24 protein-coding genes and 2 pseudogenes are annotated in these 24,649 nt (G+C 62.3%); 7 read left to right on the top strand and 19 right to left on the bottom strand.

Translation table 11 applies throughout. From position 1 onward, the window contains the following. The 6 genes and pseudogenes from AC5E6N_RS05645 to phnG all read right to left on the bottom strand — a co-directional run. A pseudogene (locus AC5E6N_RS05645) lies at window positions 1-125 on the bottom strand (phosphonate C-P lyase system protein PhnL); the annotation flags it as partial. Between the two features lie 9 nt (window positions 126-134). After that, the gene (gene phnK, locus AC5E6N_RS05650) at window positions 135-911 is read right to left on the bottom strand and encodes a phosphonate C-P lyase system protein PhnK (protein WP_491746900.1); all 777 of its coding nucleotides are present in this window, start codon (window positions 909-911) and stop codon (window positions 135-137) included. Then, window positions 904-1,797: an alpha-D-ribose 1-methylphosphonate 5-phosphate C-P-lyase PhnJ gene (locus tag AC5E6N_RS05655; protein ID WP_491746901.1), complete on the bottom strand. Its 894-nt coding sequence runs from the start codon at window positions 1,795-1,797 to the stop codon at window positions 904-906. The genes phnK and AC5E6N_RS05655 overlap by 8 nt, the downstream gene beginning before the upstream one ends. Further along, window positions 1,794-2,900: a carbon-phosphorus lyase complex subunit gene (locus AC5E6N_RS05660; RefSeq protein WP_491746902.1), complete on the bottom strand. Its 1,107-nt coding sequence runs from the start codon at window positions 2,898-2,900 to the stop codon at window positions 1,794-1,796. Before AC5E6N_RS05660 ends, AC5E6N_RS05655 begins: the two co-directional genes overlap by 4 nt. Window positions 2,901-2,907: 7 nt before the next feature. Next, a complete protein-coding gene (phnH, locus tag AC5E6N_RS05665) occupies window positions 2,908-3,528 on the bottom strand; it encodes a phosphonate C-P lyase system protein PhnH (protein WP_491746903.1) in 621 nt (206 codons plus the stop codon). Next, entirely contained in the window at window positions 3,528-4,016 is a 489-nt protein-coding gene (gene phnG, locus AC5E6N_RS05670) for a phosphonate C-P lyase system protein PhnG (RefSeq protein ID WP_491746904.1), read from the bottom strand. Before phnG ends, phnH begins: the two co-directional genes overlap by 1 nt. A 101-nt stretch (window positions 4,017-4,117) precedes the next feature. Between phnG and phnF the strand changes: the two genes are divergently transcribed. Further along, window positions 4,118-4,867 (top strand): phosphonate metabolism transcriptional regulator PhnF, encoded by a 750-nt coding sequence (gene phnF / locus AC5E6N_RS05675; RefSeq protein ID WP_491746905.1) that lies wholly within the window; start codon window positions 4,118-4,120, stop codon window positions 4,865-4,867. Here the strand turns inward: phnF and AC5E6N_RS05680 are convergent, their stop codons facing one another. Further along, window positions 4,868-6,034: an NAD(P)/FAD-dependent oxidoreductase gene (locus tag AC5E6N_RS05680; protein ID WP_491746906.1), complete on the bottom strand. Its 1,167-nt coding sequence runs from the start codon at window positions 6,032-6,034 to the stop codon at window positions 4,868-4,870. A gap of 11 nt (window positions 6,035-6,045) precedes the next feature. Between AC5E6N_RS05680 and mnmC2 the strand changes: the two genes are divergently transcribed. Continuing rightward, window positions 6,046-6,756, top strand: a complete 711-nt coding sequence (gene mnmC2 / locus AC5E6N_RS05685; protein WP_491746907.1) for a tRNA (5-methylaminomethyl-2-thiouridine)(34)-methyltransferase MnmC2 — start codon at window positions 6,046-6,048, stop codon at window positions 6,754-6,756. Between the two features lie 75 nt (window positions 6,757-6,831). Here mnmC2 and AC5E6N_RS05690 read toward each other — a convergent pair whose 3' ends face one another. The 6 genes and pseudogenes from AC5E6N_RS05690 to AC5E6N_RS05715 form a co-directional block, all read right to left on the bottom strand. After that, on the bottom strand, window positions 6,832-7,932 hold the full coding sequence (locus tag AC5E6N_RS05690; protein ID WP_491687875.1) for a branched-chain amino acid ABC transporter substrate-binding protein: 1,101 nt from the start codon (window positions 7,930-7,932) through the stop codon (window positions 6,832-6,834). A 99-nt stretch (window positions 7,933-8,031) separates the two neighbouring features. Then, entirely contained in the window at window positions 8,032-8,388 is a 357-nt protein-coding gene (locus AC5E6N_RS05695; RefSeq protein WP_491746908.1) for a DUF6867 family protein, read from the bottom strand. Then, window positions 8,388-9,116 (bottom strand): ABC transporter ATP-binding protein, encoded by a 729-nt coding sequence (locus AC5E6N_RS05700; RefSeq protein ID WP_491746909.1) that lies wholly within the window; start codon window positions 9,114-9,116, stop codon window positions 8,388-8,390. The genes AC5E6N_RS05695 and AC5E6N_RS05700 overlap by 1 nt, the downstream gene beginning before the upstream one ends. A gap of 35 nt (window positions 9,117-9,151) precedes the next feature. Continuing rightward, window positions 9,152-9,979 (bottom strand): annotated as a pseudogene (locus tag AC5E6N_RS05705) (ABC transporter ATP-binding protein); the annotation flags it as partial. Window position 9,980: 1 nt separating this feature from the next. After that, window positions 9,981-11,318, bottom strand: a complete 1,338-nt coding sequence (livM, locus tag AC5E6N_RS05710) for a high-affinity branched-chain amino acid ABC transporter permease LivM (RefSeq protein ID WP_491746910.1) — start codon at window positions 11,316-11,318, stop codon at window positions 9,981-9,983. Continuing rightward, a complete protein-coding gene (locus AC5E6N_RS05715) occupies window positions 11,318-12,253 on the bottom strand; it encodes an ABC transporter permease subunit (RefSeq protein WP_491746911.1) in 936 nt (311 codons plus the stop codon). The genes livM and AC5E6N_RS05715 overlap by 1 nt, the downstream gene beginning before the upstream one ends. 568 nt (window positions 12,254-12,821) lie before the next feature. Here AC5E6N_RS05715 and AC5E6N_RS05720 point away from each other — a divergent pair. From AC5E6N_RS05720 to AC5E6N_RS05735, 4 genes are read left to right on the top strand one after another with little or no spacing between them, the layout of a single operon-like run. After that, entirely contained in the window at window positions 12,822-13,631 is an 810-nt protein-coding gene (locus AC5E6N_RS05720; protein WP_491746912.1) for an ABC transporter ATP-binding protein, read from the top strand. Then, on the top strand, window positions 13,628-14,332 hold the full coding sequence (locus AC5E6N_RS05725; RefSeq protein ID WP_491746913.1) for an ABC transporter ATP-binding protein: 705 nt from the start codon (window positions 13,628-13,630) through the stop codon (window positions 14,330-14,332). The genes AC5E6N_RS05720 and AC5E6N_RS05725 overlap by 4 nt, the downstream gene beginning before the upstream one ends. Before the next feature lie 13 nt (window positions 14,333-14,345). Then, window positions 14,346-15,341, top strand: a complete 996-nt coding sequence (locus AC5E6N_RS05730; protein ID WP_491746914.1) for a branched-chain amino acid ABC transporter permease — start codon at window positions 14,346-14,348, stop codon at window positions 15,339-15,341. Further along, window positions 15,338-16,615, top strand: coding sequence for a branched-chain amino acid ABC transporter permease (locus AC5E6N_RS05735; RefSeq protein ID WP_491746915.1), 1,278 nt, complete (start codon window positions 15,338-15,340; stop codon window positions 16,613-16,615). The genes AC5E6N_RS05730 and AC5E6N_RS05735 overlap by 4 nt, the downstream gene beginning before the upstream one ends. Before the next feature lie 76 nt (window positions 16,616-16,691). Here the strand turns inward: AC5E6N_RS05735 and AC5E6N_RS05740 are convergent, their stop codons facing one another. The 5 genes from AC5E6N_RS05740 to AC5E6N_RS05760 all read right to left on the bottom strand — a co-directional run bounded on the left by AC5E6N_RS05740 (window position 16,692) and on the right by AC5E6N_RS05760 (window position 23,566). Beyond that, on the bottom strand, window positions 16,692-17,897 hold the full coding sequence (locus AC5E6N_RS05740; protein WP_491746916.1) for an ABC transporter substrate-binding protein: 1,206 nt from the start codon (window positions 17,895-17,897) through the stop codon (window positions 16,692-16,694). Between the two features lie 189 nt (window positions 17,898-18,086). Further along, window positions 18,087-18,974, bottom strand: coding sequence for a DMT family transporter (locus AC5E6N_RS05745; protein ID WP_491746917.1), 888 nt, complete (start codon window positions 18,972-18,974; stop codon window positions 18,087-18,089). A 40-nt stretch (window positions 18,975-19,014) separates the two neighbouring features. After that, window positions 19,015-19,944, bottom strand: coding sequence for a dimethyl sulfoxide reductase anchor subunit family protein (locus AC5E6N_RS05750; protein ID WP_491746918.1), 930 nt, complete (start codon window positions 19,942-19,944; stop codon window positions 19,015-19,017). Window positions 19,945-19,949: 5 nt separating this feature from the next. Continuing rightward, window positions 19,950-20,690: a 4Fe-4S dicluster domain-containing protein gene (locus tag AC5E6N_RS05755; RefSeq protein WP_491746919.1), complete on the bottom strand. Its 741-nt coding sequence runs from the start codon at window positions 20,688-20,690 to the stop codon at window positions 19,950-19,952. Beyond that, the gene (locus AC5E6N_RS05760; protein WP_491746920.1) at window positions 20,687-23,566 is read right to left on the bottom strand and encodes a molybdopterin oxidoreductase family protein; all 2,880 of its coding nucleotides are present in this window, start codon (window positions 23,564-23,566) and stop codon (window positions 20,687-20,689) included. Before AC5E6N_RS05760 ends, AC5E6N_RS05755 begins: the two co-directional genes overlap by 4 nt. A gap of 172 nt (window positions 23,567-23,738) precedes the next feature. Between AC5E6N_RS05760 and AC5E6N_RS05765 the strand changes: the two genes are divergently transcribed. Further along, a complete protein-coding gene (locus AC5E6N_RS05765; RefSeq protein WP_491746921.1) occupies window positions 23,739-23,978 on the top strand; it encodes a hypothetical protein in 240 nt (79 codons plus the stop codon). A gap of 59 nt (window positions 23,979-24,037) precedes the next feature. Here AC5E6N_RS05765 and AC5E6N_RS05770 read toward each other — a convergent pair whose 3' ends face one another. Next, on the bottom strand, window positions 24,038-24,505 hold the full coding sequence (locus AC5E6N_RS05770) for a DUF992 domain-containing protein (RefSeq protein WP_491746922.1): 468 nt from the start codon (window positions 24,503-24,505) through the stop codon (window positions 24,038-24,040). Window positions 24,506-24,649 lie beyond the last annotated feature (144 nt).

Below are 24,649 nucleotides of genomic sequence, written 5' to 3' on the forward strand. Positions count from 1 at the left end.
AGCACGACGCATTCGCCGGCCGCGACTGAAAAATTGACGTCCGCGACAACCGGCAGGCAAATGCCGTCGCGAAGATGCATGGTGAAGCTCTTGGAGACTTCCGAAACAACGAGAGGCGTCGGCATAAGGCGCTCCTAAACCTGCAGGATCGATGAAACGAGCAATTGCGTGTAGGGCTCGCGCGGATCGTCGAGAACCCGGTCGGTCAGCCCGTGCTCGACAACGGCCCCGCCCTTCATCACCATCATCCGGTGCGACAGCAGGCGCGCCACGGCAAGATCGTGGGTGACGACGATGGCGGCGAGCCCCAGATCGTTGACGAGGCCGCGGACCAGATCGAGCAGCCGCGCCTGGACGGACACATCCAGACCGCCCGTCGGCTCGTCCATGAAAACGAGGCGCGGTCCGGTGACGAGATTGCGCGCGATCTGCAGGCGCTGGCGCATGCCGCCGGAAAAGTCGCGCGGCTGGTCGTCGATGCGATCGGTCTCGATCTCGACCCGGCCAAGCCACTGAGTTGCCGTTTCGCGGATGTTGCCATAGTGGCGCTCGCCGATGGCCATCAGGCGCTCGCCGACATTCGCGCCCGCCGAAACGGTCATGCGCAGGCCGTCCGCCGGGTTCTGATGGACAAAACCCCAATCGGTGCGCATCAGGAACCGGCGCTCGGCCTCGCCCATGCGGTAAAGATCGCGCAACTGGCCGTCGCGCATCCGGTATTCGACCGTGCCCGAGGTCGGCGGCAAACGCGTGGAGATGGCATTGAGGAGTGTCGTCTTGCCGGATCCCGATTCACCGACAACCGCCAGGATCTCGCCCGGCCAGAGTTCAAAGGATACATCCTGACAGCCGACGCGGCTGCCGTAGAATTTGGTCAGCGCACTGACCCGCAACAGGGGCAATTCACTCATCTGCCGTCTCCAGACCATCCTCAGCCATAAGGCCTCTGTGACCTTCCTCGCGCCGTTTCTCGCAATAATCCGTGTCGGAGCAGACGAACATCCGCCCGCCCCGATCGTCGAGGATGACCTCGTCCAGATAGACGCCGGCAGCCCCGCACAGGGCGCAGGGCTCTTCGAAATGCTGGATTTCGAAGGGGTGGTCCTCGAAATCAAGGCTGACCACGTCGGTGTAGGGCGGGATGGCATAGATGCGTTTTTCCCGGCCCGCGCCGAAGAGCTGCAGCGCCTCGGAGCGATGCATTTTCGGATTGTCGAATTTGGGCGTCGGCGACGGGTCCATCACATAACGCCCTTCCACCTTGACCGGATAGGCGTAGGTGGTGGCGATATGGCCGTTCTTCGCAATGTCTTCATAGAGTTTCACATGCATGAGCCCGTATTCCTCGAGCGCGTGCATCTTGCGGGTTTCCGTCTCGCGCGGCTCGAGGAAGCGAAGCGGCTCGGGGATCGGGACCTGATAGACGAGGACCTGCCCTTCACTGAGCGTTTCCTCCGGAATCCGGTGCCTTGTCTGGATGATCGTCGCCCTGGCCGTGCTTGTCGTCACGGCGACATCCGCAACCTTCTGGAAAAAAGCGCGGATCGACACGGCGTTGGTGGTGTCGTCGGCGCCCTGGTCGATGACCTTCAGGGTATCGTCCGGGCCGAGGATCGAAGCCGTGACCTGCACGCCGCCCGTGCCCCAGCCGTAAGGCATCGGCATTTCGCGGCTGGCGAAGGGAACCTGATATCCGGGAATGGCGATCGCCTTCAGGATGGCGCGCCGGATCATGCGTTTCGTCTGCTCGTCGAGATAGGCGAAATTATAGGTGGCCAACTGCGCGTGGGTGTTCATTCGGCAGCCTCCAGTTTGTTGTCCGGCTTGTCTCGGCCGGCCTCATATTCGCTGCGCATGCGGCGCACGAGGTCAAGCTCCGCCTGGAAATCGACATAGTGCGGCAGCTTCAAATGCTCGACAAAACCGGTCGCCTGCACATTGTCGGAATGGGAGATGACAAATTCCTCATCCTGCGCCGGTGCCGTCAGATCCTCGCCAAGCTCCTCGGCACGCAAGGCACGGTCGACCAGCGCCATGGCCATGGCCTTGCGCTCGCTCTGGCCGAAAACCAGACCATAGCCGCGGGTAAACTGCGGCGGCTGCTTGGCCGATCCCTTGAACTGGTTGACCATCTGGCATTCGGTGACCCGCAACCGGCCGAGGCTGACGGCAAAGCCGAGCTCCGGCACGTCGATCTCGACCTCCACTTCGCCGATGCGAATCTCTCCGGCGAAGGGATGGCTGCGGGCATAGCCGCGCTGTGTCGAGTATCCGAGGGCAAGCAGAAAGCCTTCGTCGCCGCGCGACAGCGCCTGCAGGCGGACATCACGCGTCATGGGAAACTCCATCGGCTCCCGGGTCAGATCGCCGGTGCTGTGGTCGTGCGGCAGTTCGCCGTCCTCTTCGATCAGCCCCTCACCGGCGAGAATTTCCGACACGCGCGGCGTGTGCTCCGTCTTGCGGTCGCGCGTCTCGGGCACGTCAACATCGCTTTCGTGCATGAGTTCGGGGTCGAGCAGCCGGTGGGTATAATCAAATGTCGGACCAAGCAGCTGGCCGCCCGGCAGGTCCTTGTAGGTCGCCGATATGCGCCGTTCGATCAGCATTGTGCCGGTATCGACGGGCTGGCTGTAACCGAAACGCGGCAATGTGGTGCGATAGGCGCGCAGCAGGAAGATGGCTTCGATCATGTCTCCGCGCGCCTGCTTGAAGGCCAGAGCCGCCAGTTCGCAGTCGTAGAGCGATCCCTCGGACATGATCCTGTCGACGGCAAGCCCCAGTTGCCCGACGATCTGATGAATATGCATCGATGGGACGGAACGGTCGCCGCGCCTGCGGTCGGCCAGCAGCCGGTGTGCGTTTTCGATGGCGGCTTCACCGCCTTTGACGGCTACATACATGGTGCGCTCACCTTCCCTTTTCGATCTTGACCGTCCGCGGCAGGGCGATCACGCCCTCGGGCGCCGCAAGCAGCACGTCGACGCCGCGCGGAAACCGCAGCCGGTTGGCGGTCCACTGGTCCATAAACCGGTCCGGCAGGCCCGCCGGCGAAATGCCGTTGCGGTCGCGAATGCCCGGCCCGGTCAGGAACAATTCGGGGCCTCCGGACAGGGAGTCGATCTGCAGGATGACCGTGGTCGAGCGGTCGGGATATTCCTGTGTGCCCTGCGAGAAACTTTCCAGCGACGGAAATGCCGCAGCGTCGGAGACGATAGCCAAGTCCGCATCAAGCGCCTCCCGGGTCATGGGCGCCGATGTATTGAATGCAATCCATCCCGCAACCGCTTCGCTGCGCGTGAGCGCCTGATCAAGCCAGATGCGCGTGTCGTGATCGAACAGCGTCGCCGCAATTGCGCCAACGACGGGCGAAAGCGGCGCGGGCGGCTCCGTCAGGCCGGCCACGTCGGCAATTTTTCCGGGGCGGGCCATCGCCTCCATCACCCGTCTGAAAACCGTCTGGGCGTCAAAGACCGGATCAGCCAGACCGCCCTGAATCACGGACGAATCGCTTGCTTGCGTCATCGCCATCAGTCCTCTCCCCGGACCATGGTAAAGAAGTCGACCCGGGTCGCGGCGGTTTCCTCCTGCCTGCATTTGTCCTCGGCATGGAGGCGCTTGCGGACAGGATGGATGACATCGTTTTCTACCTGCCGCCGCAGCGCCTCGTCCTGCCAAAGCGCATCGAACAGTGCTGCGTGCCTGACCTTTTCCTTGTCGGTTCCGAGCGCGTAGGCGTGGCCGATGCGGCCACCCGCGAGCCGGACGGTCGCACGGGTGACGGTCGCCTCGCCGAAATTGAAAGGAGCGCCGCCGCCGCCGATGCGCCCGCGCAGCATGACAAGGCCGGTTTCGGGCCCGCGCACGGCGTCGAAGTCCAGCCTTTGCGGCCACCGGCCCCAGGCATCCATCAATTCTTCCCGCGTCGCGCGGGCAAGAACGGCCATGGCTTCCTTGCGCGCCGACTGAAGCGCCTTTGCCGATCCCGAGTCCGGCGACAGGCTTGTTGGTTGAGTCACTCTTTTCTCCATATTTGTCTATTTATCTAGACAATTAGACATCTTACACTTATCCCTATAGCGCAAAAATGACTGCCGTGTGACAGGGAATCGGAAAATCGATGGAATTTGTGCAAAGACGCAGCGGGATTTCGCTTTGGCGGCAGATCGCCGATCAGATCCGCATCGCAATCAGCAATGGCGAGTTCGAGGAGGGCGGCGCGCTGCCGGGTGAGCTTGCTCTGGCAAAGCGTTTCGAGGTCAACCGTCACACGGTGCGCAGCGCCATTGCCTCGCTTGCCCGCGAAGGCGTGCTGCGGGTCGAACAGGGTCGCGGCACCTTCATTGCCCGGCACACGAAGCTGCAATATCCGATCGGCCGCCGTACGCGCTTTTCCGCCGGCCTTGCCGGCCAGATCAGGTCGCTCGACGGCTATCTCAAATCGCATACGAGCGAGGGCGCGGCGGGCAATGTCGCGCGCGGCCTTGCCCTTGAGCCGGGGGCACAGGTGCTGCGGCTCGAGCGGGTTTCGTCAGCCGACGGCGTGCCGATTTCGCGTGGTGTGAGTTGGGTCGATGCCGCCAGGTTCCCTGATTTCGCGGACCGTTACGAAAGCAGCAAATCCATTACCGCCGTCCTGAACTCATACGGGATCGCGGATTATGTGCGTATCTCGACGCGCATTTCGGCCCACCATGCCGACCCGGCAACACTCGAAGACCTGAAACTGTCTCCGGGCGCCATCGCCTTGCGCACCGAGGCCGTCAATGCGGAGGTCGAGGGGCAGCGCCTGGAATATTCCCATACCTATTTCGCAGCCGATCGGATCGAACTGGACATCGATCATACAGCCGTTGCGGCCGCGTTGTGATCAGCGCAGATGCGTGTCTAACCCGAAGCTGTGGGGCAATGACGGGCAGCGCCCGTCAAGAGCGATATCGAGGGCGCAGGCCGCCATTTTATGGGCGATACCGAATGTGATCTTGAAGCCGCCGGTTGCCACCGTTACCCGCTCATGGTCCGGAGCAGGCCCTATCATCGGATCGCGGCGCACCGCCTTGGGGCGGAGCCCCGCCCAGCGCTCGAGGACAGCGGCGCCTTCAAGCGCCGGACACAGGCGGGCCGCAGCATGGATGACCTCGTCCAGCTTTGCATCGGTGGCGTGGCCGTCTTCAAATTCGCTCTCGCTGGTGCTGCCGACCGCCACCGTGCCCACCGCATGGGGCACGGCGTAAATACCGTCGGCAAAGACCAGCGGCAGATCGGCATCGATGCCGGCATCGATCAAGGCGGTCTGACCCTTGACCGGCTTGCCGTATCTTGCCGGCGGCCGGTCCGTCAGCCTGCCCAGAAGGCCGAAGGTCTCATAACCGGCGGCGAGGACGATGTGGCCGGCGTCGATATGAGCGCCGGATGCCGTCCTGACGCTGCCGGAGCGGTCATCGAGGTCCCGCAGGCCGTCGCCCTCGATCATCCTCACCTTGCCGTCGAGGCTCGCGGTGAGCGCCATAACATAGTTGCGGGGGCTGACACGCGCCGAAAGCGTCTCGTGGACAAAGCCGCTCGGTCCGCTTGCCGCGTCGGGCCAGCCCGGCTCGGGCGGGTTGTCGCAAACCGTCCAGGTGTAGCCGGATGTTTTGCTGTCCCAGACCTCCTGCGCCTTGCCCGCCCGCTCGATGGCCAGTTCCCGGTGATGCGGCTTTATCAGCGGAATGATCCGGCCGCAGCGGCGATAGCCACAGGCAAGACCGGTCTCCGCCTCGAGCTTTTCGACCTCGCGCTCAAGGCTTGCGAGCGCCTCGAACTGGAACTGTTTCTTGGGGTTCCACTGCTCGGGCATATGCGGCATCAAGGCACCCAGCAGCCCGCCGCTGGCGCCGGCTCCGACCGCACGCGCCTCGAGCACGATCACCTTCAACCCGCGGGCGGCGGCGAGGCGCGCGGTCCACAGGCCGACCACGCCGGCACCGGCGACAAGAAGGTCGCAAGACAAACGGTCCCGGTTGGTTGTATAGGGCTGTGAATTCCTGTTGGTCATGGAAGCGGTCCATGGACGAAAAAAACGAGAGCGGCACCGCCGCGACAATCGAATGGCACGACGGTGATATGCCCTATTCGCCCGAATTTGGCGATCATTTTTATTCGCGCGCCGACGGCCGGGGAGAGTGCGGACATGTCTTTGTCGGCGGCAACGGGCTGCCGGCGCGCTGGCAGGGCAAGAGCGCTTTCACGGTCGCCGAACTCGGCTTCGGGACCGGCCTCAATTTCGCCGAGACCTGGCGTCAATGGTCGCGGGACGACCGGCGCAGCGGCCGCCTGACCTTCGTCAGCTTCGAGCAATATCCGCTTTCGGCATCCGAGATCGACCGGGCGCTCGGGGCCTGGCCGGACATCGACGCACAGCGCACGGACCTTGTCCGGTCCTGGCCGCCGAAGCCGGACGACATCGTTCGTATCGATTTTGCCGCCGCCGTCACGCTTGAGGTGCATATTGGCGGGGCCCATTTCTGCCTTTCGAAATGGCAGGGAGCGGCCGATGCCTGGTATCTCGACGGGTTCGCGCCGGCACGGAACCCGGACATGTGGTCGCGGGAACTCATGCCCGCCGTCTTCGACCATACGAAGCCGGGCGGGACATTCGCCACCTATACGGCCGCGGGCTGGGTGCGCCGAAATCTGGAGGCAGCCGGTTTCGAGGTTGAGAAGCGCCCGGGATATGCCGGCAAACGGGACATGACAATCGGCCGGCGTGTCATTTAGAAACGGCTGCCTATAGGCATCAAAAAAACCGCGGACAGCCCTGCCCGCGGGTCTCTTGACAATGATCAGCCGCGATCAGCGGTAGTCGTAGTTGCCGTTGCTCCACTCGTACCAGACATAGCCCGGCAGCGAGACGTCACCCTTTTCGTCGAAGCTGAGCTCACCCAGAACGGTGTTGAACGAGCCGTCATTGAGCGCCGGGATCACCTTGTCCGGCTCCGCCGTTCCGGCAGCCTCGGCGGCCTGCGCCCAGGCCTGGATAGCGGCATAGGTGTAAAGCACATAGCCTTCCGGCTCGATGCCCTTGTCGCGGAACTTCTTGACCACGTCGGCGGCCACATCGCTCTTGCGCGGGTCGGGCGAGAAGGTCATCAGCGTGCCCTGCCCGGCGTCACCGGTGATGGACCAGTATTCGTCCGTCACCAGGGCGTCGCCCGACACAAGCTGGGTGCTCATGCCCTGATCGCGCATCTGGCGCACGATGAGACCGGCTTCGGTGTGATAGCCGCCGACATAGGCGACATCGATGGCTTCCTGCTTCATCTTGGAAACGAGAGCCGTGTAGTCCTTTTCACCGGCCGTGTAGGCCTCGTACATCTTTGCGGAGCCGCCAAGATCCTCAAGAACGGCCTTGGTCGCGTCCGCCAGACCCTTGCCGTAGGCGGTCTTGTCGTGAAGGATGGCGATGTTCTTGCCCTTGAATTCTTCGGCAAGAAGACCGCCGGCAACAAGGCCCTGCTGGTCGTCACGGCCGCACACGCGATAAACGTTCGGGCCGCCTTCGTCGGTCAGTTTCGGGTTGGTCGAGGCCGGCGATATCTGGATGATGCCTTCTTCCTCATAGACCTTGGAGGCCGGGATCGACGAACCGGAGCAGAAATGCCCGGCCATGAAAACGACGCCCTTCGACACCATCTGGTTGGCAACCGCAACGGCCTGTTTCGGGTCACAGGCATCGTCGCCGACGCTGAGGACCAACTGTTCGCCATTCACGCCTCCGGCGGCGTTGATGTCCTCTACAGCCTGCTCGGCACCCGCTTTCATCTGCGCACCGAAACTGGCGTACTGACCGGTCATCGGGCCTGCGGTCGCGATTTCGATGTCAGCCCAGGCCGTTCCCGTGGCCATGCCGACACTGAATGCAAGTGCGGTTGTTGCAAGTAGATATTTCTTCATTTCATTTCTCCCGTGATCGTCCTTTTCGGATGGAGTTCCATCCTTGGGGGGACTCAACCCCAAACTGAATAAAATTTCAATTCCAATTATCTAGACGCATTACTCCATCAACTTTGTCTTCTTTTCACGCCAATTGAGCGGGCCGGCGCGTTCGTAAAGCCAGCTGTACTGCGTCACCATCTGGCGCACGCGCGTGACGCGGTAACCCAGAAGCGCGGCGGCAATGAGGACTGCCGCGTCCACCGCATAATAGTGCAGCGTCAGCAGCGCGCTGTCGAAGAGCGCGAAGTGGAAAAACCGCACCACCGCCGCCAGAAGCAGCATATACAAGATGGGCTGGATGATCGGGCGCCAATGCATGGCGAGCGCACGGCCGGCCATGAAGCCGGCGCCTCCGCCGATGATGACATCGAGGAACAGGAAGGTCATGAAGCTGGTGTCCCACAAAATGCCCATCAGTGCGCGCCCCCTTCCAGATAGGCCGCGCGCACTTCCTCGCGGGCGAGAAGTTCCGCGCCGGTCCCGCTCATCGTTATCTTGCCGTTGACGATCACATGCCCCTGATGGGCGAGCTTGAGCGCGTGGTAGGCGTTCTGCTCGACGAGGAAGACCGTCAGGCCCTGGTTCCGGTTGAGCTCCTTGATGACCTCGAAGATCTGCTTGACGACAAGCGGTGCGAGCCCGAGCGACGGTTCGTCCAGAAGCAGCAGCTTCGGCCGGGCCATCAGTGCACGCGCAATGGCCAGCATCTGCTGTTCGCCGCCCGACAGCGTGCCGCCGCGCTGGTCCTTGCGGTCCTTGAGGCGCGGGAACAGCTCAAAGGCCCGTTTCACATCCTCATCAAAATGCTCCGCGTCCGCGACCGCCGCGCCCATCATCAGGTTCTCCATGACCGTCATGCGCGGAAAAATGCGCCGGCCCTCGGGCGACTGGGAAATCTGCAGGCGCATGATTTCATGGGTCGGAAGGCGGGTGATGTCCCTGCCGTCATAGACAATCCGGCCGCGCGCGGCGTGCGGCTCACCGCAGACGGTCATCATCAGCGTCGACTTGCCGGCGCCGTTGGCGCCGATCAGCGTGACGATCTCGCCTTCATGGACATCGAGCGTTATGCCGCGCAGCGCCTGGATCTTTCCATAGAAGGTCTCGACATCGCGAATCTGGAGCAGAGGAGGCTTACTCATGTGCGTGCCTCCGCCGCTGTTTCCTCGATCTCGTGTTCGACCGCATCGACCTCCTCGTCCTCGACACCGAGATAGGCCGCGATCACCTTGGGGTCGTTGCGCACCTCGTCCGGCGTGCCGTCCGAGATCTTCTCTCCGTAGTCGAGGACAACGACATGATCGGAGATTTCCATCACCACGTTCATGTCGTGCTCGATCAGCAGGATGCCGGTGTCCCTTTCCTCCCTTACGAACATAAGCAGTTTGTTGAGTTCATCGGATTCGGCCGGGTTGAGGCCGGCCGCCGGCTCGTCGAGGCACAGAAGCTGCGGATCGGTGCACATGGCGCGCGCGATCTCCAGCTTTCGCTGTTCGCCGTAGGGCAAATCGGCGGCGGCATCGTCGGCGCGGTGGATGAGGTTGATATGATCGAGCCAGTATTCGGCAAGCTCCACCGCTTCCCTTTCGGCGCGCTTGAAGCTTGCAATGCCGAATATGCCGCCGATCGTCTGCTTCGAGGCGCGCATCAGCGGATTGTGCTGCGCCACCATGAGGTTTTCCAGAACCGTCATACCGCCGAACAGTCTGATGTTCTGAAAAGTACGCGCGACGCGGGCTTCCCGGGTGATGCGGAAATCGTCCATGCGCTCAAGCAGGAACTTCTCGCCGCCCTTGCGGTGCATGGTGATGCGGCCCTCGGTCGGCTTGTAGAAGCCGGTCAGGCAGTTGAAGACCGTTGTCTTGCCGGCGCCGTTCGGTCCGATCAGCGCCGTGATCTCGCCGCACGCCGCCGTCATCGACAAATCGTTGACGGCCAGAAGGCCGCCAAAGCGCATGCTCAGATGCTCGACCGTCAGCAGCGCGGTTTTTTCGGTCACCGTCATCTCAGTGGCCCTCCCCTTGCGCGACCATGTCCGCGGACACGGCCTTCTTCTGCTTGAGGAAGATCGAGGGTTCGCGGGTCGCGATCAGCCCGCGCGGCCGCCAGATCATGATCATCACCATGGCGAGGCCGAAGATCAGCATGCGGTACTGTTCGGCCTCGCGGAAAATCTCAAAGCCGCCGATCATGGCGACGGACGCGATGACGACGCCGATCTGCGAGCCCATGCCGCCGAGCACCACGATGGCGAGGATGAGAGCCGATTCGATGAAGGTGAAGCTCTCCGGCGAAATGAACCCCTGGCGGGTGGCGAAGAACGAACCGGCGAAGCCGGCGAACATGGCACCGGTGGCAAATGCCGTCAGCTTGACCGACGTGGTGTTGAGCCCCAGCGAGCGGCAGGCGATCTCGTCCTCGCGCAGTGCCTCCCAGGCGCGCCCGATGGGCAGCCTGCGCAGGCGGATGGTGACGAAGTTCGTTATCAGTGCCAGAACGAGGATCAGGAAATAAAGGAAGACGATGCGGTGCATCGAGGAATAGTCGAAACCGAAGACATCCGCGAACCCGCCCTCACCGCGCTTGAACGGGATACCAAAAAAGCTCGGACGCGGGATGCCTGAGATCCCGTCCGGACCGCCGGTGAACTGGTACCAGTTCAACAGGACGACGCGGATGATCTCGCCGAATGCCAGCGTGACGATGGCCAGATAGTCGCCGCGCAGCCTGAGGACGGGAAAGCCGAGAATGATGCCCCAGAAGGCGGCCAGGATGCCGGCGAGCGGAAGGCATATCCAGAAGGACAGGCCGAAATACTGCGCAAGCAGCGCGTAGGAATAGGCGCCGACGGCGTAGAAGGCCACATAGCCGAGATCGAGAAGACCGGCGAGCCCGACGACGATGTTCAGCCCCCAGCCCAGCATGACGTAAGTCAGGATGAGGATGCCGAGATCAAGCAGGTAACGGTCCGTGAACGGCAGGAACGGAAAGACCACCGCGAAGAGAAGGAACAGCGGCACCGCCACCTTGCCGATCCTCGACAATACGGAGGCGTAACCGGTCTGCAGCGCCTGCGGTATCAAGGTCCGGTCCGACCCGGCCGGCCGTCTCCATACGGTTAGCAGCAGGATCAGTCTTCCGATGACCACGGCGGCGATGATGTAGAACGCCTCCTCAAAGCGCAGGACAAGAGAAAGGCCACCGGTCGCGGTTTCCGTCTTGAACGCGATGGTGGATCCGAAGATCGCCGCGCCGAGCAAGGCTGTGATCGCCAGATCCTTGCCGATTTCGGCGATATCGAGGCGGCTCCCGCCACCGGTAGCGGCTTGTGCGACGTCCGCCATCAGACCTTCTCAACCTCGGGCTTGCCGAGGAGGCCCTGCGGCAGGAAGATCAAGACAATGGCCAGCATCGAGAAAGCCGCCACATCCTTGTATTCGACCGAAAAATAGGCCGACCAGAGTGTTTCGATAAGCCCGATGAGGAGGCCGCCGAGCATCGCCCCGGGCAGTGAGCCGATACCTCCGAGAACCGCCGCGGTAAAGGCCTTAACCCCTGCGACGAAGCCGATGTAGAAATCGATCACACCGTAATAGAGCAGATACATGAGGCCAGCGACCGCCGCCAGCGCCGCGCCGAGGACGAAGGTCGTCGAGATCGTCCGGTCGACATTGATGCCGAGCAGCGCGGCCATCTTGCGGTCCTGCTCGCAGGCCCGCTGCGCACGGCCGAGCGATGTGCGCGCGATCATCAGCGAGAAGACGGCCATGAGCACGATCGTGACGGTGACGATGAGGATCTGCATATTGGAAATCTGTACGACGAATTCGCCGTTTCCATCGACGCGGCGCATGATCGTATGACCGCCGGAAATGATCGGCTGCAACGGCTTGACCCGGGCGCCCTGCGAAATCTGAATGTAATTCTGCAGCACGATCGAGACACCGATGGCGGTGATCAGCGGCGCAAGGCGGAAAGAGCCGCGCAGGGGCCGGTAGGCCATACGCTCAAGGGTCCACCCGAAGACCGAGGATATGATCATGGCGCAGACAAGAACCAGGATCAGCGCCAGGATGATCACGCCGACGCTCGTGGTGGCCGCAAGACCGAGCGCGGTGATCACGATCAGCGATATGAATGCGCCGACCATGAAGATATCGCCATGGGCGAAGTTGATCATGCCGATGATGCCGTACACCATGGTGTAGCCGATGGCGATGAGGCCGTAGATGGAACCGAGCGTCACGCCATTGATCAATTGCTGTACAAAATATTCCACGAGCTTCCCCAATACTCCCGTTTGCGCCGCCGGTATCGACGTCGGCGCACATACTCTGCTCTAAGGACCGTATCCGCGATCAGCGACGGTGCGGCCGCCCGGCCCCATACGGGCGGCGGACGGTGTCGTTGTCGATTGCGATGTCAGGATGGGCCCTTTGTTCGGGGCGGAACGGCGGCGCCGCCGGATCGTTACGATGAACCAGTCGACCCTGTTCCTGTCCGCTTGCCAAACACCTGCCGGCAGCATACTTCCCCGATCTGCGCCTTGACGACGCTTTTCTTGTTCCCGCCGCTAGAATGGACAAATTTGTTTTCAGATCAATACCTAATTTGCACGGGCGGCAAACCCCGGTGGACAGGCCCGATCTCAATGAAAGTCAGCCTTTGCGGGCCTCAGGCCATATCCACGCCTGAATCGGCCGCAACAGCCGGTTTTCCTTCCCAAGCCACCGGACGAATGGTAAGGGAAGCTTCAAAAGCCCGGTTGTTTGCGGGCAACCGCGGCAATCCTGACTGGAAGACGCTCGCGGACCGCAAACAATCCAAAAGAACAAAAACAGGGAAGCATGAGCGCAATCATCGATGTGCGAAGCGTGAACAAGCGCTTCGGCGGTTTTTATGCCGTCGACGACTGTACGCTGTCCATCAAAAAGGGCTCCATAACCGGACTGATCGGTCCGAACGGAGCCGGCAAAACGACCCTCTTCAACATGGTGGCGGGAACCTATGTTCCGACCTCGGGGCAGATCCTGCTCGACGGCGAGGACGTGACCGGCCTGCCCGCGCACGCGCTCTTCAACCGCGGACTGCTGCGCACCTTTCAGATAGCGCACGAATTCTCGCATATGACCGTGACGGAAAACCTGATGATGGTTCCGGCCGGCCAGAGCGGCGAGAACCTGGCCTCCGTCTGGCTTCAGCCGGCGCGGATCGCGCGCGAGGAAGCCGACGTCAAGCGAAAGGCCGAGGAAGTCCTTGATTTCCTGAAGATCACCCATGTGAAGAACGAACTGGCGGGCAACCTGTCGGGTGGTCAGAAGAAGCTGCTGGAACTTGGCCGCACCATGATGGTGGATGCCAAGGTCGTGCTGCTCGACGAGATCGCGGCGGGCGTCAACCGCACCCTGCTCAACGATCTGGTCTCGAACATCGAACGGCTCAACCACGAACTCGGCTACACCTTCTTCGTCATCGAGCACGACATGGACATGATCGCCCGGCTTTGCGATCCGGTCATCGTCATGGCGGCCGGCTCGGTGATGACCCAGGGTCATATCGAGGACATCCAGAAGAACGAAGCCGTCATCGAGGCCTATTTCGGCGGCTCACCGACCGGTGAGGCGACGATCGAACCGCATCAGGAGGCCACGGAATGAGCCTTCTGGAGATTGCGGGCCTTCACGCCGGCTACGGCCAGATGAGCATCCTGAAGGGCGTCGACATGACGCTCGACAAGGGTGAAATCGGCGTCATTGTCGGCCCCAACGGCGCCGGGAAATCGACCACGCTGAAAGCGATCTTCGGCATGCTCAACATCACCGGCGGTTCGATCCGGTTCGACGGCGCGGACATCACCGGCATCCGTTCGGAAAGGCTTGCCGACTACCGGATCGCGTTCGTGCCGCAGGAACACAATGTGTTTCCGACCTTGAGCGTGCATGAAAACCTGGAAATGGGCGCCTATGTGCGCCGGGACGATTTTTCGGCTGTCATGGATCATGTCTACGAGATCTTTCCGCCGCTCAAGGACAAGCGCAACCAGGCGGCCGGAGAGCTTTCGGGCGGCCAGCGGCAGATGGTGGCGTTCGGCCGCGCGCTGATGATCGAGCCGAAACTGATCCTGCTCGACGAGCCGACGGCCGGCCTCTCGCCGATGTTCATGTCGCAGATCTTCGACCGGGTGATCGCCATCAACCGGACCGGTGTGACGGTCGCGATGGTCGAGCAGAACGCAAAACAGGCCCTCGCCATCGCGCATAAGGGCTTCGTTCTCGCCGGCGGCCAGAACTCCTTCACCGATACCGGTCAGAACCTTTTGAACAACCCCGAAGTCGCCGCAAGCTTTTTGGGCGGATAGCGGGAGAGAGCAATTGAACGAACTCGTCTTTTTCATCAACAAGGGCCTCATCTCCGGCCTGATTATCGGCTCGATCTATGCGCTCGGCGCGATCGGCGTGACGCTGATTTTCGGCATCCTGCGATTTGCGCATTTCGCCCACGGAGACACAATGACGCTGGGCGCCTTCGTTACACTCATCCTGACCGCGGCCCTTGCCTCGCTTGGCATCGCGTTTCCGTTGCCGCTCGCCTTCGTCGCCATGTTCCCGGCGATGGTGATCACGGCATTCCTGGCCATCGGCCTCGACAGGACATTCTACAAACCGCTCAGGCAGGCGGGCGCGAGGCCGGTCGTGCTGGTCATGGCATCGGTCGGCGTCACCTTGATGCTGCAGGGCGTTATCCGGCTTTTTGCCGGCGTGCGCGGGCGCGACATGTTCGTCGAAGCGCCGAAGGAAATCTTCCGCCTGCCCTTTCCCGGCGCATCGCGGCCGGTGATCATCACCGAACCGCAGGTGCTCCTGATCGGTTTCGTCGTCGTCGCGGTGATTGCGCTGCACTGGTTCCTGACACGCTCGCGCCTCGGCAAGGCCATGCGCGCCGTCTCGGACAATCCGGAGCTTGCCCGCATCACCGGCATCAACACGAACCACGTGGTCTGGTCCACATGGATCATCGGCGGCGCGCTTGCCTGCGCGGCCGGCACGATGCTTTCGATGGATGTGACCTTGAAACCGGATCTTTCCTTCAACATCCTGCTGCCGATCTTCGCGGCGACCATCGTCGGCGGCATCGGCCAGCCCTACGGCGCGATCGCCGGCGGGTTTCTGGTCGGCTTTTGCGAGACCCTCGCCGTCTTCAACTGGTCGATCCTTCTGCGGCCCATCGAGGACAATCTGTGGTTCGAGGTTCCAAGAAGCATGGCTCTGGTGCCGACGGAGTACAAGCTGATGGTGCCGTTCCTGATCCTGATCATCGTGCTGATCTACCGGCCCACCGGCATCTTCCGCGGGAGGGTTCTTGCATGAGCAGCGAAGCCCGCTATTCGCCAATGCGTGACGTGCTGCTCTTTGCCGCGCTCGGCGTGCTGGTCCTTATCGTTTTCCTGAGCCAGGGGGCGGTCTATTCGCTGCGCGTGATGGTCGAGGCGGGATGCTACGCCATCATCGCCCTCGGCCTGACGATCCAGTGGGGCTATGCCGGGCTTTTCAATGTCGGCATCATGGGTTTCATTGCCGCCGGCGCGGCAACCTCGATGATCATGTCGTTCCCGCGCAACGAGGACTTCTGGGCCTCCGCCGGGCCTTCGATGGTCGGCCTGTTCATCGTCAAGCTGGTGCTGTGCGGTGCCGCGCTGTGGGCGGTCAACCGTTCGGCCAGATGGGGGCTCGGGCCGAAGCTGCGGGCACTGCTGACCGCCGTCGTCATCGCCGTTGCCTATCTGGTCCTGTCCGATCACATGGCGGCGATGTCCGATGAGATCGAGGACGCCAGCGGCTGGATGGGCGGGCTCGGCCTGCCGGTGGTCGTCGGCTGGATCGTCGCCGGCATCATCGCCGGCGCCATCGCATGGTTTGTCGGCAAGATTTGTCTCGGACTGCGCGCCGACTATCTGGCCATCGCCACGCTCGGCATCGCCCAGATCATCAAGACCTTCCTGAAAAACGCCGACTGGCTGACCCGCGGCACGCTGACCGTGTCGCCCCTGCCCTGGCCGGTCCAGACACCGGCCGACGGCGAATTCATCTTCGCGCGCGCCTCCTATCTGACGGTTGTCGCCATCGCCATCGTCATCATCTATCTGCTGTTGCAGCGGGCCTACAATGCGCCCTGGGGCCGAATGATGCGGGCGATCCGCGACAATGAGAACGCGGCCGCCTCGATGGGCAAGGACGTCAACCGCCGCAGGCTCGAAATCTTCGTGCTTGGCTGTGTGCTGATGGGCTTCGGCGGCGCGGTGCTGATCCATTTCGCATCGATCTACGACCCGTCGGGTTTCCTCGATCTCAATCACACCTTTCTTGTCTGGGTGATGGTCATCCTCGGCGGCTCGGGCAACAATCGCGGCGCGATCTTCGGCGCGGTGTTCGTCTATATCGTCTGGGTCATGTCCGAGCCGCTTGCCTTCTGGCTGTTCAACATGATCGGCACATACGGTGAGGCCTGGACAGGCTGGGAGCCGCCGTCGGACCTCGCCAGCCGCGCCCTGCAGATGCGGGTGTTCGTCATTGGCCTGACGATCACGCTGGTCCTGCGCTTCGCGCCGCAGGGCGTTCTGCCGGAGCGCCAGGCGCGGCACTGATCATCGACAATAAAAAGGCCCGGATCGCTCCGGGCCCTCTCATCGATGTGTGAACCGGGATGTGTGAACCGGTGCCTTACTCGGCGGCACCCGTGCTCATGATCTTGCCGTCTTCGATTGCCAGGGTCTCAAAAACGCCCGGAACGTCGCCATTATCGTCGAAATCCTGGCTGCCCGCGGCGCCGTAATAATTGATGTCCTTACCGGCGGCGATGAGTTCCTTGGCTTTTTCCCATTCACCCGGAAGAATGGTCTCACCGGGTTCTGAAGCCACGTCACGCACAGCTTTGGATATGGCCGCGCGGTCCGTGCTGCCGGCCTTTTCAGCAGCCAGGGCCAGAATGAAGGCGGCATCATAGCTGTTGCCCGCGTAGGTCGCATTCGGATCCAGTCCGGTGGCGGTCGCTCCGACTGCGAACGCCTGTGATGCCGGTGTTGCGGGATTTGCCTGGCGGGTCATGATGATCTTGCCCTCGGCGGCCGGAACATTATCGGCAAGTGTTTGCGACACCATCCCGTCACCACCGTAGAACACGTCAAAATCGCCGCCTTCGAGCGCCTGCCGCAGAACCGTCTGACCGGATCCGTCGGCATAGGCCAGGATTACCAGCGCCTCCGCGCCGGTTACAGAGAGCGATCCGATTTCGGCGCGGTAGTCGGCTTTTCCGTCTTCATGGGCCTCGGACGCGGCAACCGTGCCGCCTGCCGCCTCGAATGCAGCCGCGAACTCTTCGGCAAGGCCTTTGCCGTAGTCGTTGTTCACATAGGTGACCGCGACATTGTCCTTGCCGGCAGCCTGCACAACGCGGGCCAGAACACCGCCCTGATAGGCATCGGACGTGGCCGTGCGGAAGACCAGGCCCTTATCGTCCAGGGTGGTAAGCGCCGGAGATGTGGAGGCCGGCGAAATCATCGCAACGCCACCGGGAATACCGGCATTGTTGGCCGACGAAATCGTGGCGCCGGAACACAGCGCGCCGACGATCGCCGAGACGTTGTCGACATTGACCATGCGGTCGGCCGCGTCGGCGGCTTTTGTCGCATCGGCGCATGTCGTGTCGCCGACGACGAGTTCAATGGTCTTTCCATCGAGCAGGCCGCCCTGTTCGTTGACGTGCTTTACGGCCAGATTGGCGCCGTCGATGATCGGCGGGACCAAGGATTCGATCGGGCCGGTCACGCCGCCCAGGAAGCCGAACTTGACGTCTGCGGCCATCGCTGCGCCCGACAATCCGGCCAGGGCGACACTTGCGGCAAGCACCATCTTGAGTTTTGGCAACATATTCAGATTACTCCCATAGCTTCGGGCCGGTTATTCCGGCCCTCGTTCCGCTTAAACGGTTCCTTTCCGCCAAGTCACGGAAAGTTAAAGGCAATCATAACGAAACAATTGCGGCTGGAAAGCCGAAAATTCGGTCTTGATATACAACCGCAACGAAATGTCGCCGCAGACGCCATCGGGCTGTGCGGATCATGGCACCGCCTGCCGCGGCCGATTGGTCAGATAAACGCCGACGACCACGATGATTGTGCCGGCAATCATCGGTCCCGACAGCCTTTCCCCGAACAGAAAGAAGGCCTCGATCGCGACGGCCGGCGGAATGAGATAGATCAGCGAGGCCGCGCGCGAGACCTGGCCGCGCCTGATCAGATAAAGCAGCAGGGCGATGGCGCCGATGGAAAGGCCAAAGACCGACCACAACAGCGCCACGGCGGTCTCGACGTTCCAGACGATGCGCATATCCTCCAGCAACAGGGCCAAAGGCAGGGTGAAGATCAGCGCGCCGACATATTGCAGGGTCACCGTCGGGCGCAGGTCGGCCGATTGCAGGAACCGCTTTTGATAGATCGTACCCGCCGTCACCCCGACCATGCCGACCACGTTGACCGCAAGGGGGATGAGGGCCGCGACGACCTCAGACGTCTCCAGAACCGCGATGCGCGGAACGATCGCGATCAGCAGACCGGCGAGGCCAAGGACAATGCCGAGCCATTGTCCGCGCGTCAGGCGTTCACCGACGAGAAACGGCGCCGACAGGGCCGTGAGCAATGGCTGCAACGCGGCGATGAGACCGGAAAGAGATGCGGGCACGCCGTGAGCGATCGCCCACCAGACCCCGCCGAGATAAACCCCGTGCAGCAGCACGCCGGAGAGGATTGCGTGACCCCAGGTAGCCGGCGAGGACGGCCAGTTCACGCGCATCGCCAGGCACAACGCGAACAGCGCCGCGGCCGCGGCAATATAGCGTACGCTCAAAAACGCCAGCGGGTCGGCATGCGGGGCGGTGTAACGGGCGACGATCCAGCCCGTCGACCATAAAAGGACGAACAGCGCTGGCGCGAGGCGGGCAAGTAACATCTATGCGGCGGTCCGAGGAATAGAGGCTTAAAGGCCCGCTCTAAGTGTTCCCGCCACCATAGTAAAGGGAAACCGCATGCTCGGCTTCGGCGAAGAACAGCCATCGTTCGACAAAGAGCCCGGCCATCATCGACAGGAATGCCGGCAACAGCCAGAGGGTGGAACCGGCGAAAATCCATACGGCCAGCGCAATGATCAACGGCAGGCCCGCGCCGACAATGAGCGCGATCTGACGCAGCCGTGCCGCATGTCTGCGGCCGACGACATGAACCATTTCCCGGGTGAGGTAGTTCTCGCCGGAATGCGGCCGCTCGAGCAGGCGAACCTTGCCGATGGAGCCGAGGCCGGTGGCCGTTTCAACGGTCGATCCCACCTGCGCGAGGCCGGCGTTCTCGGCATGTTTCCACCAGGCATATTTACAGGCCCAGGCAGCCAATATGGCGACAAAGACAACACCGGCGGCATCCGATCCGCCGGCGGAAAAACCGTTCAGCACAGCGGCCAGCAGGAAGCCGCTTGCCAGCGAAAACGACAGATAACAGGCCGGCGTCAGCCGTGTGTTCCAGCGCGGAACGGTCTTCAACTGCGCGTAGATCATGGCGGTCGTGTAGACCGTGGCGAGCGCACCGAGGGCGACCGGCACACCGAGGATGAGCAACCGTTCGCCGGTGATCATCCAGATCAGCGCATAGAGCCCGAAGAGGATGAGCGTCGCCACCGACATGACGCCTTCGCGCGACAGCCATGATGAACGCCATTGAGAAAAGGCGCGCCAGGCGCGTTCGGGATGGCCGAGGTGAAATGTGGACGAGACGAGGCCGGCCACGCAAAACACCGCCGCAAGCAACGGTATGAAGAACGCCGCCGCCAGGCCGCCCGGAAGCGGGTAGCCCGCGCCGATCATGGCGACCAGGCCGAATCCGGCGCCGGAAGTCACGGTGAAGAAGATGACGGAGATTGCCGGATGCATGTGTTCTAGCCGAGCCTTTCAAGCGCCTGATCGAGCCAGCCGAGAAAGCCGCCCGGGCTTTCCTGTGCGGCCGGAGCGGCGGCAGCGGCGTTGTCGGGTCCGGTTTTGGGTCGCGGCGGCAGATATTTGTTGACCGGCGCCGTGCCCATCTCGGGCATCAGATCCATCCCGCCGCGCTCGGCGACAAGCTTCGATACATCGGATTGCGGGTCGGACAGGTCGCCGAAGTGGCGCGCGCCCGCCGGGCAGGTCCGCACGCATGCCGGAACCCGGTCTTCCTCGGGGATATTATCGTTGTAGATGCGGTCGACACACAGGGTGCATTTTTTCATCACGTTCTCGACCGGATCCATCTCGCGCGCGCCATAGGGGCAAGCCCATGCGCACAGGCCGCAGCCGATGCACATGGATTCGTCAACCAGCACGATGCCGTCCTCGGACCGCTTGTAGCTGGCGCCGGTCGGGCAGACGGTCACGCAAGGCGCGTCGGCGCAATGCAGGCAGGATTTGGGGAAATGCACGATCGATGCCGGCGCGTCCCCAGGGCTGACCTCGAATGTGTGGATCCGGTTGAGGAACGATCCGACCGGTTCGTCTCCATAGGGATCGACGTCCGCCAGCGGAGCGCCGTAACCACCCGTATTCCACTCCTTGCAACTGACGACACAGGCATGGCAGCCGACACAGGTGTCGAGGTCGATAACAAGGCCAAGCGCCTTTTGCGTTGATTGCGGAAGACTGGTCATCTGGCCTCCTCCCACTCTTGACCGTAGGCAAGTTCTTCCGGCGGCTCGGCCAGCGCATCCTTCTGCGGCGGGTATTGCGGCAGGGATACGGGATTGTCTCCGACGTCCGCCTTCTCGATACGCACCCGCAGGTCGAACCAGGCCGCCTGGCCGGTGATCGGATCGGAGTTCGACCAGCGCAGGCCATCGGCTTTCGGCGGCAGCAATTCGTGGATGAGGTGGTTCAAAAGGAAGCCCTCTTTGGCCTCGGGCGCATTGTCATCGAGCGCCCAGGCGCCGGAGCGCTTGCCGATGGCGTTCCAGGTCCACATGGTCCGGCAGTTCAGCGCCTCCATGCGCCGTACCGGCACCCTGATTTTGCCGTGATGGGAGATGACCCAGGCCCAGTCGCCGTCCGCAAGGCCGGCCTCATCGCAGATCGCGCCCGGAACATAGAGCGGGTTGGTGCCGTGAATCTGGCGCAACCATGCATTCTGTGAGCCCCAGGAGTGATACATGGCGGCGGGCCTTTGGGTAATGGCATGGTGCGGAAACTCGGAAACGGACACGCCTTCACCCTCGAAAGGCGGATACCAGAGCGGCAGCGGATCGAACGTCGCCTTTATCCGTTCGCGGTGGGTGTCCGGCGGCTGGCGCTCGCCATGACCCTCGGCGGCCAGCTGGAATTTGCGCAACGGCTCCAGATAGAGCTGGAAAATGTTTTCCACCGGCCCGTCCTGCAGCCCCATCTCGATGGCCCAGTCCGACCAGGCCCGGTTCGCGTGTTTGAAATATTGCGCCTCGGCGGGAACATGCGCCTCGAAGAAACCGCCATTTTCGATATAGCGGTTGATCTGGTCGGGATTGGGCTCGCCGCGCCCGTGCGTTCCGCCATTCTTGCCGCGCCAGCCGGCCAGCGGCCCGACGCCGGGCCGGCGCTGATGATTGACCATGTAATCGGCATAGTCGGCATAGAGCGGACTGCCGTCTCCCTTGACCATCCCCGGCAGGCCCAGACGCGCACCGAGATCCAAGAGTACCGACTGAAAGCCGCGCACATCGCGCCCCTCGCCCTGCGTTGCGGGGTCGACCACCGGCCAGCGGATGGAATCGGCCAGCGCCTCGGGCTCGGAGATCGGCCGGTCGAGCAACGAGATACAGTCATGCCGCTCCAGATAGGTGGTATCGGGCAGCACCAGATCGGCATAGGCGACCATTTCCGAGTTGTAGGCATCGGCGTAAATGATCTTCGGAATGCGGTAATTTCCGTCCGCATCCTTGTCGGAGAGCATTTTCATCACGCCATCGGAATTCATCGAGGAATTCCACGACATGTTGGCCATGTACATGAACAGCACGTCGATACAATAGGGATCGCCGGCATGGGCGTTCGAGATCACCATATGCATCAGGCCGTGCGACGACATCGGTGCGTCCCAGCTGAAGGCCTTGTCGATGCGCTGCGGCGTGACGCCGTCTTCTTCAAGCAGCAGATCCTCGGGACCGCGCAGAAATCCGAGATGCGGGCCGGGCAGCGGTTCGCCCGGCCTGTTTCCGGCGTGCGGCCTGGGCTGGCCTTCGACCGGTCGCGGATAGGGCGGCTTGAAGCGGAAGCCGCCCGGGCAGTCGATGGAACCGAGAAGGATCTGCAGCAGATGCAGGGCCCTGCAGGTCTGAAACCCGTTGGAATGGGCCGAGATGCCGCGCATGGCGTGGAAGGCGACCGGCCTGCCGATCATGCGCTCATGGCGTTCGCCCTTCATGTCGGTCCACGCCTGCTCGACAATCACTTCCTTCTCAAAGGCGGCCTCGGCGATTTCCGCCGCCAATCGGCGGATCTGCGCCACTGGTACGCCGGTGGCATAGGCGACCGTTTCCGGCGCGTAGTCCTCGCTCAGATATTTTTCAGCAAGCAGTTCGAAAACCGGTCGGGCCGACCGACCGTCGGCAAGCGTCGCACGTCCCTTCAATGCGGGCTTTACGCCGGTCTGCCTTGACGATGCGCACGCGCCGGTGACACGATCCATCACCAGCGGCTCGCCGGCCTCATTGCGGGCGAAGAGGCCGTGATCGCCCGCTCCCTCATCGTCGATGACCAGCCAGGGCGCATTGGTATAGCGAATGAGATAGTCGACATCGACACGTCCCGCCTTCAGCAGTTCGTGCACCATGGCGAGGATAAACAGGCCGTCCGTGCCGGGCGTTATGCCCACCCACTCGTCAGCGACGGCGTTGTAGCCGGTACGCACCGGGTTCACGCCGATGACCTTGACGCCGCGCTCCTTCAGGCGGCCAAGACCCATTTTGATCGGGTTGGAATCATGATCCTCGGCAACGCCGAATATCATGAAAAGCTCGGCCTTTTCCCAGTCGGGCGCGCCGAACTCCCAGAATGCGCCGCCGAACGTGTAGATGCCGCCGGCCGCCATGTTGACGGAACAAAAACCGCCATGGGCGGCAAAATTGGGTGTTCCGAACAGCTGCGCCCACCAGCCGGTGAGCGACTGGCTCTGGTCGCGGCCGGTAAAGAAGGCCAGTCGTTTGGGATCGCGCTCGCGAACCTCGCCGAGCCATTCGCTCGCAAGACCGAGCGCTTCGCTCCACTCGATTTCCCTGAACTCGCCGGACCCGCGCTCGCCTGTACGCAAGAGCGGCTTGTTCAGCCGGGCCGGCGAATAGTGCTGCATGATGCCGGCCGATCCCTTGGCGCACAGGACGCCCTTGTTTATCGGGTGATCACGGTTGCCCTCAATGTAGCGGATTTTCGGCTGTCCGTCCTCGCCCTCGCGGATATGAACGTTGATGCCGCAGCGGCAGGCGCACATGTAGCAGGTCGTTTTGCGTATTTCATCGGAGACGTGGGGCGATAGTTCCAAACCGTGTCCGCCTTCACCCATGAAACGCCTCCCTCAAGACAGAAAAACCTTATGACGGCTTTTCCATATCACACATTCTTGCTTTTCCGGTGCCGTCGGCCAGCATCTTTATATTTAGTCTAATATAAAAACCTCTGGCATGCCGGGAGGGCCAGCACCGTCAAAGACAGGGAACCAGAACTTGGATAGTCCAATGGAATCAGTCGATTTGCCGCTGACGGCGCGAACCATCATGGCCGGGATCAATCAGACGATCCTGATGTCCCTCGCAATGGTTGTCGTCGCCTCGCTGATCGGCGCAAAAGGGCTTGGCGAGGATATTCCGGAAGCGCTGCAGTTCGCATCGGAAGGCCAGGGCATCCTGGCCGGACTGGCGATCCTGTTCCGCGCCCTGATCCTTGACCGCATCGTGGCCGGCAAGCCACGGAATTAAGGCTATCTGCGATGGATGAAGAAGACCGTTTCGCCCGTCAGGGCGAAACGGTCAAAGCATCAGTTCACGGCTCTGAGCGTGAAGCGCGATACGCCGGCGGCGATGTTCAGGCCCGTCTGGACCTGGAGGCTGGCCGGCTGCAGTGAGATCGAATTCTCGAACCCGCCAAGCAGAACATTGGCACCTGCACCGACCACAACAGTGGCTTCGGCCGAAACGCCGACATAGGTTCCGTTCAACGCACCCTTGGGCACGGGCTTAGCGGGCGCAAATACCAGCCAGACCAGTTCCGTCGTCTCTGCTTTGCCGATATCGAGGCCGATTTTCTCAATCGATCCGTCATAGCGTTCCGTTGTTCCGTTGATCGACGTGTAGGTGCAACCCAACGTCTTGTCGGATGCCAGAATATATCTGCCGGCATCGGCCACGGAACAGGCAAGCTGTCCGATCTTGACGCGCTCCGCCGCAGAGGCGGGCATGGCGCTTATTGCGGCCGCAAACAGGGCGGCCAATGTCAGTTTCTTCATTTCAAGATGCTCCTGGGATTCGGATCGTCCGGCACCGTGCAGGCCGATCCGATGAAAGTTGGGCTTAGACGCCGCAAATATGGTCGGGATAAGGCAAAATCAAGCAGTTGCGGCGATTTGCTCACAGAAGGCCTGACAGCCCCG

This window comes from Hoeflea sp., from assembly GCF_984452065.1.